14 protein-coding genes and 1 riboswitch are annotated in these 16,375 nt (G+C 72.1%); of the genes, 5 read left to right on the forward strand and 9 right to left on the reverse strand.

The window, feature by feature from the left end:
• Window positions 1-2: 2 nt before the first annotated feature.
• The 3 genes from ACQEUX_RS14965 to ACQEUX_RS14975 all read right to left on the reverse strand — a co-directional run bounded on the left by ACQEUX_RS14965 (window position 3) and on the right by ACQEUX_RS14975 (window position 2,501).
• Window positions 3-1,439 (reverse strand): ATP-binding protein, encoded by a 1,437-nt coding sequence (locus ACQEUX_RS14965; RefSeq protein WP_433047229.1) that lies wholly within the window; start codon window positions 1,437-1,439, stop codon window positions 3-5.
• A 9-nt stretch (window positions 1,440-1,448) separates the two neighbouring features.
• Window positions 1,449-2,105 (reverse strand): response regulator transcription factor, encoded by a 657-nt coding sequence (locus tag ACQEUX_RS14970; RefSeq protein WP_433047232.1) that lies wholly within the window; start codon window positions 2,103-2,105, stop codon window positions 1,449-1,451.
• An 84-nt stretch (window positions 2,106-2,189) separates the two neighbouring features.
• Window positions 2,190-2,501 (reverse strand): hypothetical protein, encoded by a 312-nt coding sequence (locus ACQEUX_RS14975; RefSeq protein ID WP_433047235.1) that lies wholly within the window; start codon window positions 2,499-2,501, stop codon window positions 2,190-2,192.
• 113 nt (window positions 2,502-2,614) lie between these two features.
• On the opposite strand from ACQEUX_RS14975, the gene ACQEUX_RS14980 reads away from it, so the two are divergent.
• Window positions 2,615-2,953, forward strand: a complete 339-nt coding sequence (locus ACQEUX_RS14980; protein WP_433047238.1) for a DUF952 domain-containing protein — start codon at window positions 2,615-2,617, stop codon at window positions 2,951-2,953.
• A gap of 58 nt (window positions 2,954-3,011) precedes the next feature.
• On the opposite strand, the gene ACQEUX_RS14985 is transcribed toward ACQEUX_RS14980, so the two are convergent.
• From ACQEUX_RS14985 to ACQEUX_RS14995, 3 genes are all read right to left on the reverse strand, one after another.
• Window positions 3,012-4,775 carry a CDP-glycerol glycerophosphotransferase family protein gene (locus ACQEUX_RS14985; protein WP_433047241.1) on the reverse strand — a complete coding sequence of 588 codons (1,764 nt, stop codon included), beginning with the start codon at window positions 4,773-4,775 and terminating at the stop codon, window positions 3,012-3,014.
• Window positions 4,776-4,996: 221 nt separating this feature from the next.
• Window positions 4,997-7,099, reverse strand: coding sequence for a DUF6077 domain-containing protein (locus ACQEUX_RS14990; protein WP_433047244.1), 2,103 nt, complete (start codon window positions 7,097-7,099; stop codon window positions 4,997-4,999).
• Window positions 7,100-7,224: 125 nt separating this feature from the next.
• Complete coding sequence (locus tag ACQEUX_RS14995; RefSeq protein ID WP_433049855.1) at window positions 7,225-7,824, reverse strand: TetR/AcrR family transcriptional regulator; 600 nt, start codon at window positions 7,822-7,824, stop codon at window positions 7,225-7,227.
• A gap of 219 nt (window positions 7,825-8,043) precedes the next feature.
• Here ACQEUX_RS14995 and ACQEUX_RS15000 point away from each other — a divergent pair, with 219 nt between their 5' ends.
• The 4 genes from ACQEUX_RS15000 to ACQEUX_RS15015 all read left to right on the forward strand — a co-directional run bounded on the left by ACQEUX_RS15000 (window position 8,044) and on the right by ACQEUX_RS15015 (window position 13,115).
• Window positions 8,044-8,937, forward strand: a complete 894-nt coding sequence (locus ACQEUX_RS15000) for an ABC transporter permease (protein ID WP_433047247.1) — start codon at window positions 8,044-8,046, stop codon at window positions 8,935-8,937.
• A 34-nt stretch (window positions 8,938-8,971) separates the two neighbouring features.
• Window positions 8,972-9,748, forward strand: coding sequence for an ABC transporter ATP-binding protein (locus ACQEUX_RS15005; protein WP_433049857.1), 777 nt, complete (start codon window positions 8,972-8,974; stop codon window positions 9,746-9,748).
• Between the two features lie 145 nt (window positions 9,749-9,893).
• Window positions 9,894-11,411 carry a D-ribitol-5-phosphate cytidylyltransferase gene (locus ACQEUX_RS15010; RefSeq protein ID WP_433047250.1) on the forward strand — a complete coding sequence of 506 codons (1,518 nt, stop codon included), beginning with the start codon at window positions 9,894-9,896 and terminating at the stop codon, window positions 11,409-11,411.
• Between the two features lie 33 nt (window positions 11,412-11,444).
• Window positions 11,445-13,115, forward strand: coding sequence for a CDP-glycerol glycerophosphotransferase family protein (locus ACQEUX_RS15015; protein WP_433047253.1), 1,671 nt, complete (start codon window positions 11,445-11,447; stop codon window positions 13,113-13,115).
• 4 nt (window positions 13,116-13,119) lie between these two features.
• Here ACQEUX_RS15015 and ACQEUX_RS15020 read toward each other — a convergent pair whose 3' ends face one another.
• The 3 genes from ACQEUX_RS15020 to ACQEUX_RS15030 all read right to left on the reverse strand — a co-directional run bounded on the left by ACQEUX_RS15020 (window position 13,120) and on the right by ACQEUX_RS15030 (window position 16,318).
• The gene (locus tag ACQEUX_RS15020; RefSeq protein WP_433047256.1) at window positions 13,120-13,866 is read right to left on the reverse strand and encodes an alpha/beta fold hydrolase; all 747 of its coding nucleotides are present in this window, start codon (window positions 13,864-13,866) and stop codon (window positions 13,120-13,122) included.
• A gap of 172 nt (window positions 13,867-14,038) precedes the next feature.
• Entirely contained in the window at window positions 14,039-14,887 is an 849-nt protein-coding gene (locus ACQEUX_RS15025) for a C39 family peptidase (protein ID WP_433047259.1), read from the reverse strand.
• A 233-nt stretch (window positions 14,888-15,120) separates the two neighbouring features.
• Window positions 15,121-15,262: riboswitch (cyclic di-AMP (ydaO/yuaA leader) on the reverse strand.
• Window positions 15,263-15,547: 285 nt separating this feature from the next.
• A complete protein-coding gene (locus tag ACQEUX_RS15030; RefSeq protein WP_433047261.1) occupies window positions 15,548-16,318 on the reverse strand; it encodes a hypothetical protein in 771 nt (256 codons plus the stop codon).
• Window positions 16,319-16,375: the final 57 nt, after the last annotated feature.

The raw sequence follows: 16,375 nt of genomic DNA on the forward strand, positions 1-16,375 counted from the left end.
CTTCACCGGGCCGGGGTGGGCCGTAGGCCGGCGGGCACCTCGTCGTCCACGGGCTCCAGTGCCGGGTCGGGCTCGGGCGCCGGGAACCACAGGGCGGCGACCAGCCCGCGTGACTCCCCCGGGCGCATGGTGAGCCGCCCGTCGGACGCGTCCGCCAGCACGGCGGCGATGGTCAGGCCGAGCCCCGCGCCGTCCACGTTCTGCGCGTCCGGTGCCCGCCAGAACCGCTCGGTCGCCTGGCCGAGCTGACTCTCGGTCATGCCCGGGCCGGAGTCGCGCACCTCCAGGGCCACCCCGTCGTCCCGGCGGGCCACCGTCACCGTCACCGCCCCGCCGGCCCCGCTGAACTTCACCGCGTTGTCGATCAGCGCGTCCAACGCCTGGTCGACGGCGGTCGGCACAGTCTGGGCGTACGCCGGCGCGTCGGTCGCGGACAGCCGCAGGGCGACCGAACGGTGCCGGGCCAGCGGCGCCCACGCGGCCACCCGGGACGCGGCCACCGCCGCGGCGTCCACGGTGACCCGCTCGTTCTCCTCCCGTTCGGCCCGGGCGAGGGTCAGCAGCGCGTCGAGCACCAACGCCAGCCGGTCGGTCTCCTCCAGTGCCAGCCGGTGCTCGGATCGGCCGTCCGGGTCGCTGAGGCTGGGGCCCAACTCCTCGACCCGCAGCCGCAGCGCGGTGAGCGGATTGCGCAGTTGGTGGCTGGCGTGCGCGACGAAGGCACGCTGCCGGTCCATCACGTCGGAGACCACGTCGGCCATGTGGTTGAAGCTGGCCGCGAGCCGGCGTAGCTCCGGCGGGCCCAGGCGGTGCTGCACCCGGGCTCCCCGGTCGCCCTCGGCGATCTCGTGGGTGACCGCGTCCAGCTCGGTGACCGGGCGCAGTACCCAACCGGCCAACCCGAACGCCGTCAGCACGCAGGCCAGCACGGCGAGCAGACCAGCCAGGGCGAGCAGCAGCCACCACGCGATGACCGCCCGGCGGATCGGGTCGGCAGGGGTCACGATCACCACCGCGCCGAGCACCTCACCACCGTCGTTGATCGGCACCGCCACCACCACCGGGCCCGTCGTCCAGGGCCACACCGACTCGGGGGCGCTGGTCTGCTGCCCGGACAGCGCGATGTCCACCGCCGCCGCGGTCCCGGGGCCGGGCTGCCAGCGCGGCGAGGCGACCGGGGTGCTCCGGTCCCGGTCGACGACCGCGGCGCCGATCGCGTACAGGTTGTCGTAGCTGCTCAGCTCGGACTCGATCGGGCCCGGCCCGCCGTCGCGTAACGCCGGCCCGGCCAGCGAGGCAAACCGGGTGGCGTCGGCGAGCCGGTCGGCGCGGACCCGTTCGGTTTCGCGACTGGCCATGGTGACCGCCAGCGGGGTCTCCAAGGCGATGAGGACGAGCACCATCAGCAGCAGGTAGCTGATCACCAGTCGACGGCGCACGTCAGCCCCTCACGCCTCGCGCAGCCGGTAGCCGACACCGCGTACGGTCTCCACCAGGCGGGCGTCGCCGAGCTTGCCGCGCAGCGAGCCGACGTGCACCTCGACCGTGTGCCGGTCGGCCCACGTGGTGCCCCAGGCGTCGAGCAGGATGCGATCGCGGGGCACCGCCACACCGGGCTGGCGGGCCAGCGAGAGCAGCACGTCGAACTCCTTGCGGGTCAACGCGACCGCACGGCCGTCCACGGTCACCGTCCGCGCGGCCACGTCGATGCGCACCGACCCGGCCTCGATGAGGTGCCGCTCCGGTGCGGCGTTCGCGGCCCGGCGCAGCACCGCCTCGATCCGGGCCTGCAACTCGACCATGGAGAACGGCTTGACGACGTAGTCGTCCGCGCCGAGTCGCAGGCCCTGCACCCGATCGCGTTCCTCGCCCCGCGCGGTCACCGCGATGATGCCGAGCTGGCTGCTGCGCCGGCGCAGCTCCCGGCACAGGTCGGTGCCGTCCCCGTCGGGCAGGGTCAGGTCGAGCAGCACCAGGTCGCACGGCGCGGCGGAGAGCGCGGCGGCGACGGTGGCGGCGTGCTCGACCTCGTACCCGCGGCGGGTGAGGGCGGAGGAGAGCGCAGCGGCCACCCGGCGGTCGTCCTCCACCAGCAGGATCCGCACCCGTGCCCCCGTCCGTCGCAGCGTCGTCCTGCGAATGGTGGCAGAAGCCGGCGCGCGGGGTGAGGCCCGCCTGCCCGCAGTCGGCTAGAGGCCGAAGACGTCGTCGGCGGTGGCGTCCCGGACACCGTCGGTGAAGCCGCGGAAACCCGGGTCGTCGTGGCTGGCGGGCACGCTCGTGACGTTGACCCCGCTGGCCTGGGTGACCGCGTCGACCAGGGGCGGGTAGTCGATCTCGGCGTCCTGGAAGGCGTCATCGTCCGCCTCGGCCAGGTTGATCACGTGCTGGACGTCATCGGACGGGGTGTCCGGATCCTCGGCCCACTCGCCGCCAGCCCGGTAGCACTCGTCGTACAGCGCGCGCTGGCTGTCGGTCCAGTCGTCGTCGTAGCTCTGCATCGCCCATCCCTCCGCGGCCCTTGACCTGAGCATGCCCGGCGGGGGGCGACGGGCGCGGCGGTACCGGCGAAAACCGGGCGAGCACGTCGGGCGTGCCCCCGTAGGCTGCCGCTGTGATCTACAAACTGCTGTCGACCACGGAATGGGACGACGCCCTCGCCGCCGGCGCCTTCACCGGCTCCGCCGTGGACCGGCAGGACGGTTTCATCCACCTCTCCGGCGGCGAGCAGGTCGTGGAGACCGCGCGCCGGCACTTCGCCGGGGCGACCGGGTTGATTCTGCTCAGCGTGGAGGAGGAGCGGCTGGGCGACACGCTGCGCTGGGAGCCGTCACGGGGCGGGCACCTCTTCCCGCACCTGTACGGCCCGCTGCCGGTCACGGCCGTGGTGGCGGCGCAGGCGTTGCCGGCGGACACTCCGGCCGCCGACGCGGTGGCCGCCCTCCTGGGCTGACACGTTCGCGCCCGACCCGAGACGTGTCGGGCCGGGCGCGGAACGGTGTACGCGAGGATCAGCGGCAGAGGCGGCCGATCTCCTCCTGGAACCGGTCCATCGGGTTCGCCTCGGCAGGGCCGAGCAGGTAGGTCTTCAGCTCCCGGCGGGCCTCGGTCATGGGGTCGTCGCCGGCCCGGGTCACCGTCACGATCTTCTCCAGCTCGCCGCAGTCCCTGGAGAGCAGGTACGCGGCCCGCGCCGTCGGGTACTCACGGCGGAAGTCGTCCTCCGGCAGGCCGGCCGGGTTGGCCACCACGTACGGCCGCTGGCTCTGCACGAAGTCGGAGACCACACTGGACACGTCGCTGATCAGCAGGTCGGTCTGGTTGAAGCAGTCGAACAGGGCGGGCGTACGCCCGGTGACCACCAGGTGCGCGGTGCCGTCCAGGGAGGACGCGTCCGGGTTGCCGCCGGCGGCGCGGACGGCCGCCACGATCCGCTCGTGCACGGCCCTGGCCGCCTTGGACCGCGACCCGGTGAGCGGGTGCGGCTTGTAGATCAGGCGCAGCCGGGGATTCGTGGCCAGCAGCCCCTTGACGATCCGCTCACCCATCAGCACCAGTGAGGTGTGGTACGGGTCGTCGTCGAGCCAACCCTCCCAGGTCGGGGCGTAGAGCACGGTGAACGGCCGGTCGACCGACTCGGCGCCGAAGGTGTGCACCCCGGCGAGCTGCGGCCGGCCGATCTCGACGATGTCCGAGTCGAGCACCCCCACACCGGCCCGGGCGTAGCGCTCCCGGCCGGCCAGGCCGGCGACCCAGACCTCGTCGTACACCTTGCTGTACGGGTTGACGCTGGCCTGCTTGTCGCTGTCGCCGTGCCCGACGAAGATGTGCTTCGTGCTCGGCTCGCGGAGCATGTGGATGTTCGCGCCGACGTTCGCGGCGTAGAGCGCAGCGCGGATGCTGCCGAGTTCGAGGTTCATGAAGTCGACCCCGGCCGGTACGCAGATCACCGGCAGCCGGGTGTCGGCCAGCTCCAGGAACGCCTCCCGGCTACGCATCAACACCACGGCGCGCTGCTGGAGCGCCTCCGTCGGCGCGAGCCACATGTTCGCCTGGTAGACGTCCTTGGCCGGGCCCGCGAAGTAGAGCGCCACCTCGGGCCGGTAGGTGTCCAGCCAACGCTGGACGGCGGGCAGCAGCGCCCCCTGCCCCGTGCCCTGACCCCGGCCCCGGAGCCAGGTGAGCGCGATGATGGCGCCCAACGCACCGGTCGCCACGACCGCCACCGCGGCGGCGACGAAGAACGGTGTCGGGTCGTGCTGCACCGCGGCGGCCACGGCGGCCGGCACCAGCAGCAGGTTGAGCAGCGGCATCCGGTCACCGGCGACGGCCGCCGCCCACGCCGGCGGCTGGGGGGCCGAACGCAGCGGGCCCAGCTCGATGTTGCGCACCATGGCGGAGAGCGGGTTACGACGCTCGATCATGGTGGAGAGCGCTCCGGCGAAGACCGAGATGACCCACACCGCGGCCGGCAGCACCAGCAGCAGGGTCAGCTCGCCGCCGTTGAGCCGCACCTCGGCGGCGACGAGCAGCACGGCCGCGAGGTCCCGGGTCAACTGCCGGTACGACCAGTGCAGGCCCACCTTTTCCAACAGCAGCTGCGAGGGTGGTGACCGGCGGGCGACGGCGAAGTCGCCGATGATGGCGGCCAGCCCTGCGACGGCGAACAGACCGACCCAGCCGAAAACGCCACCGACGAGCATGACCAGGTAGGCCAGCACCAGCAGCGCACTGTGGGCGGCCACTCCGAGACGTCCTGTCAACGTGCCGAACAAACGAGTTCGCTCCCTACGAGATTTCGTTGTGGGCTGTGCCCGTGATGAATCGACGTCACTCCCCGTCGCGCAGCGGTCAACCGCAGCCGGCTGCGCGTGACTGCGACCTTAACGCGAGGGGACACCTCGGTGTCGCTCGGGTATCGGGCACCATTTCGGTCAAAGTTCCGCACCTCTGCGGGCGCGGCTGCGCCCGGGGTCCGGCTATGCCGGGAACGCGCTCAGGCGACCCGCCGGAAGCAGGTCATCGCACCGGGCGCCCGGCGCTTGGCGAACTCCTGGTAGCCGAGCTGCGGCGCGGTGTCGCGTGCGTACTGGTTGCCGTTGTAGACGCAGATGGTGCCCACGTCCAGGCGGTCCAGCGCCGGTGTCAACTCGGCCGGGGCCGGGGTCGTCGTGCCGTCGGCGAAGCCGGCGAGCAGCAGCCGGTCCTTGGCGAACTGGGAGTTGAGGTCGTACTCGACGAGGTAGAAGTCGCGGGGCAGGACGACCCGGATCTCGCTGGTGATGATCGGCGAGGTCCGCATGATCGTCTTCGGAGCGAGCAGCATGCCCTGCGGGCGGTCCAGCCCCTTGATCCAGAACGCGATCGCCTGACGCTGCTGCGGCAGCTTCCAGGTGGGGCGGTCGTGCACGTCGACCCAACTCTTCGACGACCACATCGGGGTGGCGAACAGAGCGAACGAGGCCACCAGCAGCACCGCGATCCCGCCGGCGGCCGCACGGCGCAGCGCCGGTGTCGGTGCCGGCACACGCACGGTACAGAGCAGACCGATCAGCGTCGGTAGGGCGAGCAGCCACGGCACGCGCCAGAGCACCACCGAAATGCCGCTCAACGCGCTCATCATCTCCAGCACGCCGGGCACGAACATCACGCTCAACGCCAGGGTGGCACCGGCGGCGAGCAGGGCGGGCGTGCGCCGACGGGCGAGGAGCGGGCCGCACCACAGCGCCAGACCGCTGATCACCCCGACCACGCCGATCAGCAGGGTCCGCCGGTAGGTGTACGCCGCGTCGAAAAAGGCGTCGTCCGCGCCAGCGGCGGTCATTCCGCCGAGCAGCAAGCGGGAGACCACCAGCGAGCCGATCGGGTACGCGAGGGCGGCGACGGCGGCGACGATGGCGGCTTTCCATCGGCCGACCAGCAGCATGGCGAAGCCTGCGGCGCCGACCAGCATCGGCAGAATGATCGCCGCGGTGTTGGTGAGGCCGATCGCCGTGATCGAGAGCGCCACGATGAGCACCAGGCTGCGCCGCGATCGGCTGTCGAACCACTCGGTCAGGTAGAGCCACATCAGCGGGATGACCGCCGAGACGAACATGCCCTTGCCCTCATGAAGCCGGGGGAGGTGGAAGGTGCCCAGTGCGGCGTCCCCGCCGGCAACGAGGTACAGGTACGCGACGGCCACGGTGAAGGCGAGCATCGGACGGCGCGGGGCCCACCGGTGCGTCAGCCGCCAGAGCGCCAGCGCCGCAAGCACCGCCATGATCGGCAGCAGCACGTACCAGAGGGCCGAGCTGGCGTGGATGCCGACGACGTTGGCGAACGCGCCGTCGAAGACCTCGATCGACGGGATCGGCGGCTGCGAGCCCATGGCCGGGAGCACGTTCTCGGAGAACAGGAAGTCGTTGAGCGGAACCAGGTCACGCTCGGCGATCCAGACCGACTTGCCGACGTAGTAGACGTCGTCCGGGGTGTTACGGGCCATGAAGAACGAGGAGATTCCGACCAGCACCGAGACGGCCAGCGCGTACGCTGACTGGACCGTGGTGGGCGCCGGGGCGGCTGGGGTGGACACCGGGCCGTTCAGCCAGACCCGGCGCATCAGCAGGATCCCGCCGATCGCCGCGAGCAGGCCGGCCACCGCCGGGATCCACCAGGAGATGCCGGCCCCGGTCCCGGCCACGCCCGCGGTGACGGCAGCCGCGGCGGCGGCGACCAGCACCCCGATCAGCAGTCGGCGGTCGACCGCGGGTTGCGGGCCGGCCGGTTCGACAGGCGCTGCCCGCTCACTGTCGGCGGGAGTGCCGGCGAAGCGGCGACGGGCGCGAAGCAGAGCCACGGCCGCGAGCACGACGCAGGCGATCAGCCAGATCCGGAAGGTCACCGACGGACGCAGATCCCCCAGGAAGGCCGCGTGGTAGAGCACGGTGAAGAGCGCGAACGCGATCACGGCACCATCGGTGAGCACCGCCGGGGCGACGGCCACCAACGTGCGTATCCGGACCATGGCGCGACGGTCGGCGGGCCGTGGTGACTGCTTGGACGGCGACGTCGGATCCGAACCGGCGGGCGCTACGGCGATGCTGTCGACGTTGGCCACGGGCGTCCTTACTCGTCAGGCGGATGAGGGGTTTCGGCGCGGTGACGGCCGGGTGTCAAGGGGGCAGCCTAGCGGAATCGGGCACGCGAACAGTTCCTGCGGGCGACCGGGTGTCGGGTGGCTGGTCAACCCGAGATCGGGGCCGCCCGGGGACGGAGCAGGGCACTGTCGGCGCCGAGGCCGGCGGCCACGGATTCGACCAGGGTGTCGAGGTAGCCGTCGGTGAGTGGGAGGCGGGCGATGGCGAGCCGCCAGTAGAGCGGGCCGACGATGAGGTCGACCGCGGCGTCCGGGTCGGTGTCGGCGGGCAGTTCGCCGCGCTGCACGGCGCGGATGACCAGGCGGGCACCGATCTCCTGCTGCCGGGCGTGCAGCACCTGACGCAGGGTCTGGTCGATGGCCGGATTGCGGGCGGCCTCGGCCAGCAGGTCCGGGATGATCTGTGAGGCCAGCGGGTGACGCAGCGCGTGCGCCACCGCCTGGAACAGCAGCGCGAGGTCGCCGCGCAGGGTGCCGGTGTCCAGCACAGGCAGCTTGCCGCGCGCCGCCGCGGCCACGATCTCCACCACCAGGTCGAGTTTCGAGCTCCACCGCCGGTAGATCGCCGTCTTGCTGACGCCGGCCCGGCGGGCCACCGCCTCGATGGAGAGACGGCCGTAGCCGACCGCGGCGAGCTCCTGCATCAGCGCGCGCCGGATCGCCGTGGTGATCTCGTCGCGGAGCACCGCCGCCCCGGCCGGGACTCGCCTCTTCTCGGTGGTCACCGAGGGCTCTTATCGCAGGTCACGCCGACCAGCCTAGCGCAACGACGGTACGGTTGCGTCCCGACGTGTTTCGGACTACTGTCCTCGCAGCGACGAGGGCGGCGCCCCGCGCACATCTCCCACTAGGATTCCATCGTCGCGAGCAACCCCGTCTGCACGAAAGATCGGAGTGCCATTTCCATGGCCACCACCGCGCTGGTCGACCCCGAAACGGGCCTGACCCAGGCGCAGCTGGCCGCTCGGCACGGGCTACGGGTCGCCGGTGAGCGACCCACCCTCGCCGAGTACAGCCGCCGACTATGGGCCTACCGGCACTTCATCGCCGCGTACGCCAACGCCAAGCTGGTCGCCTCGTACAGCAATGCCAAGTTGGGTCAGCTCTGGCAGGTGCTCACCCCGCTGACCAACGCGGCGGTCTACTACCTGATCTTCGGGGTGGTGCTGGCACAGAACGAGATCCCGAACTACATCGCCTACCTGACCACCGGGCTGTTCATCTTCAACTTCACCCAGAGCGCGGTCCTGGCCGGCACCCAGTCGATCAGCAGCAACCTGGGGCTGATCCGGGCGCTGCACTTCCCCCGGGCCAGCCTGCCGCTGTCCACGACGCTGACCCAGTTCCAGCAGCTGCTGGCCTCGATGGTGGTGCTGATCGGCATCGTGCTGGTCACCGGCGAGCCGATCACGCCGGAGTGGTTGCTGCTGGTGCCGGCCCTGTTCCTGCAGGCGGTGTTCAACGCCGGCGTGGTGCTGCTGGTGGCCCGGCTGGGCGCCAAGTCGAGCGACCTGAAGCAGGTCATGCCGTTCATCCTCCGCACCTGGATGTACGGCTCCGGCGTCCTCTACAGCGTCAGCCTCTTCGAGCGGCTGCCCGGCTGGGCGACGACGCTGGTCCAGTTCAACCCGCTGCTGGTCTACATCGAGCTGGCCCGTTACACGCTGCTCGAGGAGGCGCCGCTGCTCAACGAGTCGCTGACCCAGCTCTGGCTGGTCGGCGCCGGGTGGGCACTGGTCGCCGGTATCGGCGGTTTCATCTACTTCTGGCGCGGCGAACAGGAGTACGGCCGTGGTTGAACAATTCGACGCCCCCACCGAGGCGACCGCGACGATGACCCGGACGCAGGAGCGCATCCCGACGGTGGTCGTGGACGACGCGCACATCATCTACCGGGTGCACCAGGGCGCCGGCGGTGGCACCACGCCGGTGGCCGCGCTGCGCCGGCTGGTCAAGCGCACCTCCGCGCCGAACATCCGGGAGGTGCACGCGGTCAAGGGGGTCTCCTTCACCGCGTACCGGGGCGAGGCGATCGGGCTGATCGGCACCAACGGCTCCGGCAAGTCCACCCTGCTGCGGGCCATCGCCGGCCTGCTGCCGGTCAACCGGGGCGCGATCCACACCCAGGGGCAGCCGTCGCTGCTGGGCGTGAACGCCGCCCTGCTCAACGACCTCTCCGGGGAGCGCAACGTGACCCTCGGGTGCCTGGCCATGGGCATGCACCCCGACGACGTCGCCAAGCAGGCCGCAGGGATCATCGACTTCTCCGGGATCAACGAGCGGGGCGACTTCGCCAGCCTGCCGATGCGGACGTACTCGTCCGGCATGGCGGCCCGGCTGCGGTTCTCCATCGCCGCGGCCAAGAAGCACGACGTGCTGCTCATCGACGAGGCGCTCGCCACCGGCGACAAGGGCTTCCGCAAGCGCAGCGAGCAGCGGGTACGGGAGCTGCGGGAGGGCGCGGGCACGGTGTTCCTGGTCAGCCACCAGCTCTCCTCCGTACGGGACACCTGCGAACGGACGATCTGGCTGGAATCGGGCGTCCTGCGGATGGACGGGCCCACCGACGAGGTCATCCGGGCATACGAGGCGTACGCCAACAGCAAGTAGAGTGCCGGCGAACATCCGGTATCGACACGGCGCCACGGACCGCGCCGCCCGCGTTGGGGCGGCGCGGTCCGCGCGTTAAGGTTCATTCCGTCGCCGCTCGGGCGGAACCTTCCGTTAACGCATCCCTGAGAGTGAGGATCCGGCAATGACGCAGGACCAGACCACTGGCCCGGACGCCGCAACGGAGACCCCGGAGCCGTGGCGGCCCTCGCGGACGGTGGCGGTGGTTCTGGCCGGAGGCACCGGGACCCGGCTGGGCCTCGGCATCCCGAAGCAACTGCTGAAGATCGCCGGCAAGCCGATCATCGAGCACACCCTGGCGGTCTTCGAGGCGGCGCCGGAGATCGACGAGATCATCGTGCTGATGGCGACCGGCCACGTCGACGACGCCCGACAGATCGTCGAGAAGGCCGGCCTGCGCAAGGTCACCAAGGTGATCGAGGGCGGCGACACCCGCAACGCCACCACCCGGATCGCGCTGGACGCGGTCGGCCCGGCGGACTGCAACATCCTCTTCCACGACGCGGTGCGCCCGCTGCTCAGCGGCCGGATCGTGCGTGAGTGCGTGAACGCGCTCTGGACCTACGACGCCGTGGACGTGGCCATCCCGTCCGCGGACACGATCATCCAGGTGGACGACAACGACTGCATCACCGACATCCCGGTGCGCTCCCGGCTGCGCCGCGGGCAGACCCCGCAGGCGTTCCGCTCCCCCACCATCCGCGAGGCGTACCGGATCGCCGAGAACGACCCCGACTTCGCCGCCACCGACGACTGCGGCGTGGTGCTGCGCTACCTGCCCGGCACCCCGATCAAGGTGATCGACGGTTCGGACGAGAACATCAAGGTCACCCACCCGGTCGACGTGCACCTGGCGGACAAGCTCTTCCAGCTCGCCGCGGCGCAGGCGCCCCGGCTGACCGACCACCGCAGCTACAGCGAGGAGCTGACCGGCCGTACCATCGTGGTGTTCGGCGGCAGCTACGGCATCGGCCACGAGCTGACCGAGCTGGCCCGGCGCTACGGCGCCCAGGTCTTCCCGTTCAGCCGTTCCAGCACCGGCACCCACGTGGAGCGCGCCGGGGACGTCGAGGCCGCGCTGAAGACCGCCTTCGAGGCCACCGGCCGGATCGACCACGTGGTGGTCACCGCCGGGATCCTGGAGAAGGGCGCCCTCGCCGAGATGGACGAGGAGACGATGGACCGGCTGCTGCAGGTCAACTTCGTCGGCCCGGTGACCATCGCCCGGCAGGCCCTTCCGTACCTCCAGCAGACCAAGGGCCAGCTGCTGCTCTACACCTCCAGCTCCTACACCCGGGGGCGGGCCCGCTACGCGCTCTACTCGGCCACCAAGGCCGCCCTGGTCAACCTGACCCAGGCGCTCGCCGACGAGTGGGCCGACGTCGGCGTACGCGTCAACTGCATCAACCCGGAGCGGACCGCCACCCCGATGCGGACGCGGGCCTTCGGCGAGGAGCCGGAGCACACCCTGCTCGCCGCGGAGGCCGTCGCCCAGTCGTCGCTGGACGTGCTGATCTCCGATTTGACCGGCCAGGTGATCGACGTACGCCGGGCGCCCGGCGACGGGCCCGCGCCGACCGTGCCGGCCCAGTCCGGGCCGGGTCGGGTCGAGTCGCCGGCCGGCGCGGCGTCGGCGAACTGACACCGACGCCTGCGGAACCACGAACGGAGCGACATGCGCGGCGACCTGGTCCGAAAGCTGGCTGCCCGGTGCCTGAGCACCGGGTTGGCCGTGCTGGCCTTTGTCGTGCTGGCACTCACCGGCGCCACCGGCTGGGGGCTGGCGCTGGCCGTCGCCGCGCTGGTCGCGGCGGCCACCGAGCAGCGGATCCGGCCCGGCGCTGACCTCGTCGCGGAGACGACGCTGATCGCCGCCGCCGTCCTGGTCGGTCACGCCCGCCGGCTGGACGACGGGCTCGACCCCGCGCTGGTCGTCACCGCCCTGGTCCTACTGGGGCTGGTGCTGCTGGTGGGGCCGCTGCGCACCGCCGGCAACCTGGAGATTCGGGCCGCCAACCTGCCGGTCCGCGCCTGGACGCCACTGATCGCCGACCGGCTCGGCACCGCCCTGCTCGGGCTGCTCGCCGTGGTGGCGCTCGCCGCCGCGCTGGTCCTGCCGGCCGCCGTGGCGCTGACCGCCAGCCTGCTGGTCGGCGCGGGCGCCGGTGTGGTCGCGCTGGACCTGGCCCGGCGGCGGTTCCGGCCGACGACCGGTGGCGGGCCGGTGGCCCGCGCGCTGCGCCGGCACCAGCCGGAGTTCCTGCTCTACTTCTCCGCGCCGCCCGGGTCGGAATACCAGGTCACCATGTGGCTGCCGTACCTGCGGCGGATCGACCGGCCGTTCATGGTCGTGCTGCGCGAGCCGGAGTTCCTGGCCACGATCGCCGCAGCCACCGACGCACCGGTGGTCTACTGCCCCACCCTGCGGGCCATGGACGAGGCGCTGGTACCGAGCCTGCGGGCGGCGTTCTACGTCAACCACGGGGCGAAGAACAGCCACTGCGTCCGCTTCACCCAGCTCACCCACATTCAGCTGCACCACGGCGACAGCGACAAGGCGCCGAGCGCCAACCCGGTGTCGGGGATCTTCGACCGGATCTTCGTGGCCGGGCCGGCGGCGATCGACCGGTACGCCCGCGCCGGGGTGCAGATCCCGGCGGACAAGTTCGTGGTGGTGGGCCGCCCGCAGGTCGAGTCGATCGAGGTACGCCCGGAGCCGGCGCGGGGGTTGGCGCACCCGACGGTGCTCTACACCCCGACCTGGACCGGGCACCACGCCGACGCCGACTACTGCTCGCTGCCGGTGGCCGAGGGGCTGCTGCGTCGGCTGCTGGAGCGTGGCGCGACCGTGATCCTTCGAGCCCATCCCTACACCGCGCAGAACCCGGCGTCGGCACGCCAGTTGGGCCGCCTGACCGAGCTGCTCGCCGCCGATCGGGCCCGCACCGGGCGCCAGCACGTGGTCGGCGCCGCCGCCCGGGAACTGAGCCTGACCGAATGCGTCAACCGGTCGGACGCGCTGGTCTCCGACGTGTCCGGGGTCATCTCGGACTACCTCTACTCCGGCAAGCCGTACGCGCTCACCGACATGGGCGACGAGGGCGACCGGTTCGTACAGCGCTTCCCGTTGGCCGGGTCGGGCTACGTGCTGCGCCGGGACATGTCCAATGTGGATGCGGTGCTGACCGCACTGCTGGACACCGACCCGTTGGCCGAGGCCCGCTGGGCCACCCGCCGCCGCTACCTGGGTGACTTCCCGGCCGAGTCGTACGCCGAGGCGTTCCTGACCGCCGCCCGCCGGGAGCTGGCGCCGGTGCAGGAACCGGCCGCGCCCGCACCGGTGTAGCCGATCAGCGGTACGGGTCCAGCAGCGCCAACACGGCTGCCGGGTCCTCCACGTGGGCGTTGTGCCCGAGGCCGGGCAGGGTGGTGACCGGTACGCCGTACTCCTTGAGTTGCTCGTCGGTGACCATCGGATCGTGCTCCCCGCGCGCCAGCACCACCGGCACGTCGGTCGCCGCCAGCAGCGCGGCCAGGTCGGGCTCACCGACGGCGAACGCGGTCGGGTCCATGGCGAGGCGCCAACGGCCGTCGACCTGACGCAACCCGGCGTCCACCACCGGGTGGTCTGGCGGCACCAGACCGGCCAGCCCGGAGACCCGCAGGTAGCGGCGAGCCGCCTCGGTGCGGCTGGCGAACCAGCTCACCGGGCGCGCGGCCAGCTCGGCGGCGCGGGTCAGCTCCACGGGTGACCAGACCGCCTTGATGCCCAGCCCGACCACCGCGTCCACCGGCATCCCGGCGGCGCGGGCGGCCAGCGCCAGGCCGACGACCCCGCCCAGCGAGTGCCCGAGCACGACGAGCCGGTCGTCGCCGGACAGGCCATGGGCGATCCGGCCGGCGAGCCCGTCGAAGGAGTACGACGGCAGCGGTGCCGCCCAGCCGTGACCGGCGAGGTCCGGTGCCAGCCACCGCCCGGGCCAGTGCTGCTCCAGCAACGGCGCCCACGGCAGCCAGACGTCCCCGGTCGCCCCCATTCCGTGCAGCAGCAGCAGGACCGGCCCACGACCGGATTGACCACCCGATTCATCCACCACCGGCGCAGTCTCCCATGGTTCACGACCCGGTACGAGAGCCGTCGTCGGCGCCACTCGCGGGGACGCCGACTGCGCAAGATCCACTGTGGAGTCCCGCGCCGGGACGGAGGGTGCAAACGCCGCAGGCGCCGGCCCCTCGTGGGGGACGGCGCCTGCGACGGCTACGCCCGGGTCAGGCGGAGTAGCCCCGAGTGGCGATCCAGTTCGCGAGGTCGATCGTGGTGATCCAGTACGACGCGTCGGCCGGGTTCGCCGAGTCGGCGATCCGCACGGTACGGCCGTTGTCCTTGTAACCCACCACGGCGATGTAGTGCCCGCCGCCGTAGGAGTGCCAGCCGCCATCGGTGTCGGTGGCGTCGCCGACAACGTTGGCCACCACGCCACGACCGTCGGTGATGGCCTTGACCACGTCGGCCTGGAGCCGGTCCATCTGGGCCGGGCTGGGCGCGCCGGCGAACATCCGGGTCTGGTACGGGGAGCCCTTCACCTCGGCGTTGAGCACCCGGGTGGTGTCCTCGGCGGAGTTGGTGCCCATCTCGGTGGTGCCCAGCTCGACGGCGAGTTCGTTCTGGGTGCGGTCGATGCCGGTGGCGCTGAGCGCGTTACGGGTGGCCGCCGGGCCGCAGTTGTAGTACGTGTTCTGCGCCTCGTAGTCGTAGTCGAGCACCTTCGTCGCGGGTGGCTTCGGCGGCGTCGGCTTCCGGGTCAGGTCCGGGTTGGTGCTGGCCTTGGCGGCGGGCGACGCGGCGCTGGTCGCCGGGGCGGCGGTGGTCGCCGCGGCGCTGGCCGAGGGGGACGCGTCGCGCGCCTCGCCGCGGGAAGCGATGGTGTCGCTGCGCATCTGGGCGACCGTGGTCGCGGCGCGCTGGCTGGCCGGTGCGTCGTCGGCACCGGTGAGCAGGGCGCCGGTGGTGGTGGCGATGGCGAGGGCCGCGGCGGAGGCGGCGACGATCTGGTACGGGCGCTCGGTGGCGAGGCGACGGAGCTGACGCTGCAGGGTGTGCTTCACGGGGTCCTCCACGGGTCGGGGGGAGAGCGGCACACCGGGGCCGGACCGGTATCCGGGCAGGCGCCAGCGCGCGGACCGTGGTCCGCGGATGGTGAACCGCTCAGGGGAACGCCCGGCGCGGCCGGGCGGGAAAGGCGATGACCCGGGGGGTCAGCTCACCGTCACTGGACGGGTGAGCGGGGACACCGCTGCGCCGTGGAGGCGAGGGAACAACCGAGGGGTGGAAAGGTGCTGCACGAGGAGGGAACTCCTTCCGACACCGCCTACCGGGTTAGCTGACGGATTCGGGCGGGAAGATCGCCCTACCGCGGGCCGTGGCTCGCGGATTCACCCCGGACTTACTGATGGGTCCCCGGTTCGTTGATCACGATTGAGCGGGTCAGCGCGGCGTCGCCTTCTGCGATCGGTAACCGCACCGGACGGGACGACACTACTGGCCTGTCCGCACCCTGCCAAGCCAGGTTCACCTGCGTAAACCTCAATCGGCACGACAATTTCTGCGCGTTTTGCCGATGATGTGACTCGATGGGACAACCGGTTACGGCGACGCCTGTGGGCGACAACCGGACAGGCCGCCGAGAATGCGGCCACAATTGCGGGAAGAATTGAGCCGATCGTGCCCGACGCCCGATTCGGCGATGGCGTGACCGGGCTCACATCACGGATCGGGGTTCAACCCGCGCGAGCCGGGCGCCAGCGTGCCGCGAGAGCGGGTCGGAACGCCCCGGTCGCCACCCGGCGGGCAGGTGTCAGGTCCGGCCGCAGCCGGGCCGCAGCCGCGTACGCCTCCTCCGCGAGGGTTCGCGCCGCCTCGGCAGCCAGTTCCGCGTCCCGCCAGGCGGCCCGTTCCCGGGTGGCGGCAGCCTGGTAGTCGGCCAGTCTCGCGTCCCGGATCACCCGGCTGAGCACCACCTCCTGCTCGACCGGGTGCCGCCGAGGATCCCAGCCGTGCCGGTGCCCGAACACGTCGCCGAGCTGCGCCATGCTCAGGTCGCCCCGCCAGTACGCCGCCGACGCCGCGCGGCGCAGGTAACGCTCCCGGGTGGCGTACTCGGCGGGGGTGCGAGGGGTCTTCGGGGCCGGCAGCGCCCCGGCACCCGCGAAGCGACGGGCGGCGGTGTCCGCCTCGTCGTACCCGGCCCAGGCCCGCTCCATCTGCTCCTGAGCGGCCAGCCAGGCAGCCCGTCGCCGCCGTGCGGTCCTGGCCGCGCCGGCCGCGGCGACGGCCACCTCCTCGGCGTACCGGCGCAGGTCGACGGCCTCGGCCGCGGCCAACTCACGGGCGGTGGGCGCGGTCGGGAGCGGGTCGTCCGTGGGCCGGTCCCGCTCGGGGCGGGCGACCAGCACGGCGAGTACGCCCAGTGTCAGCAGGAACAGGGCCGACCAGATGGCGGCGGCCTGTGGCACCTCGGTCACGAACTGGTAGAAGACGACGGTCTCCATGGTCGGCACCTCGGGGAGAGAACACTGCGATGGGAGCCCCACCGGTGATCCGGCCAC

It is taken from the genome of Micromonospora sp. CA-259024 (assembly GCF_050936255.1).
In the GTDB taxonomy this organism is placed as follows: Bacteria; Actinomycetota; Actinomycetes; order Mycobacteriales; family Micromonosporaceae; genus Micromonospora.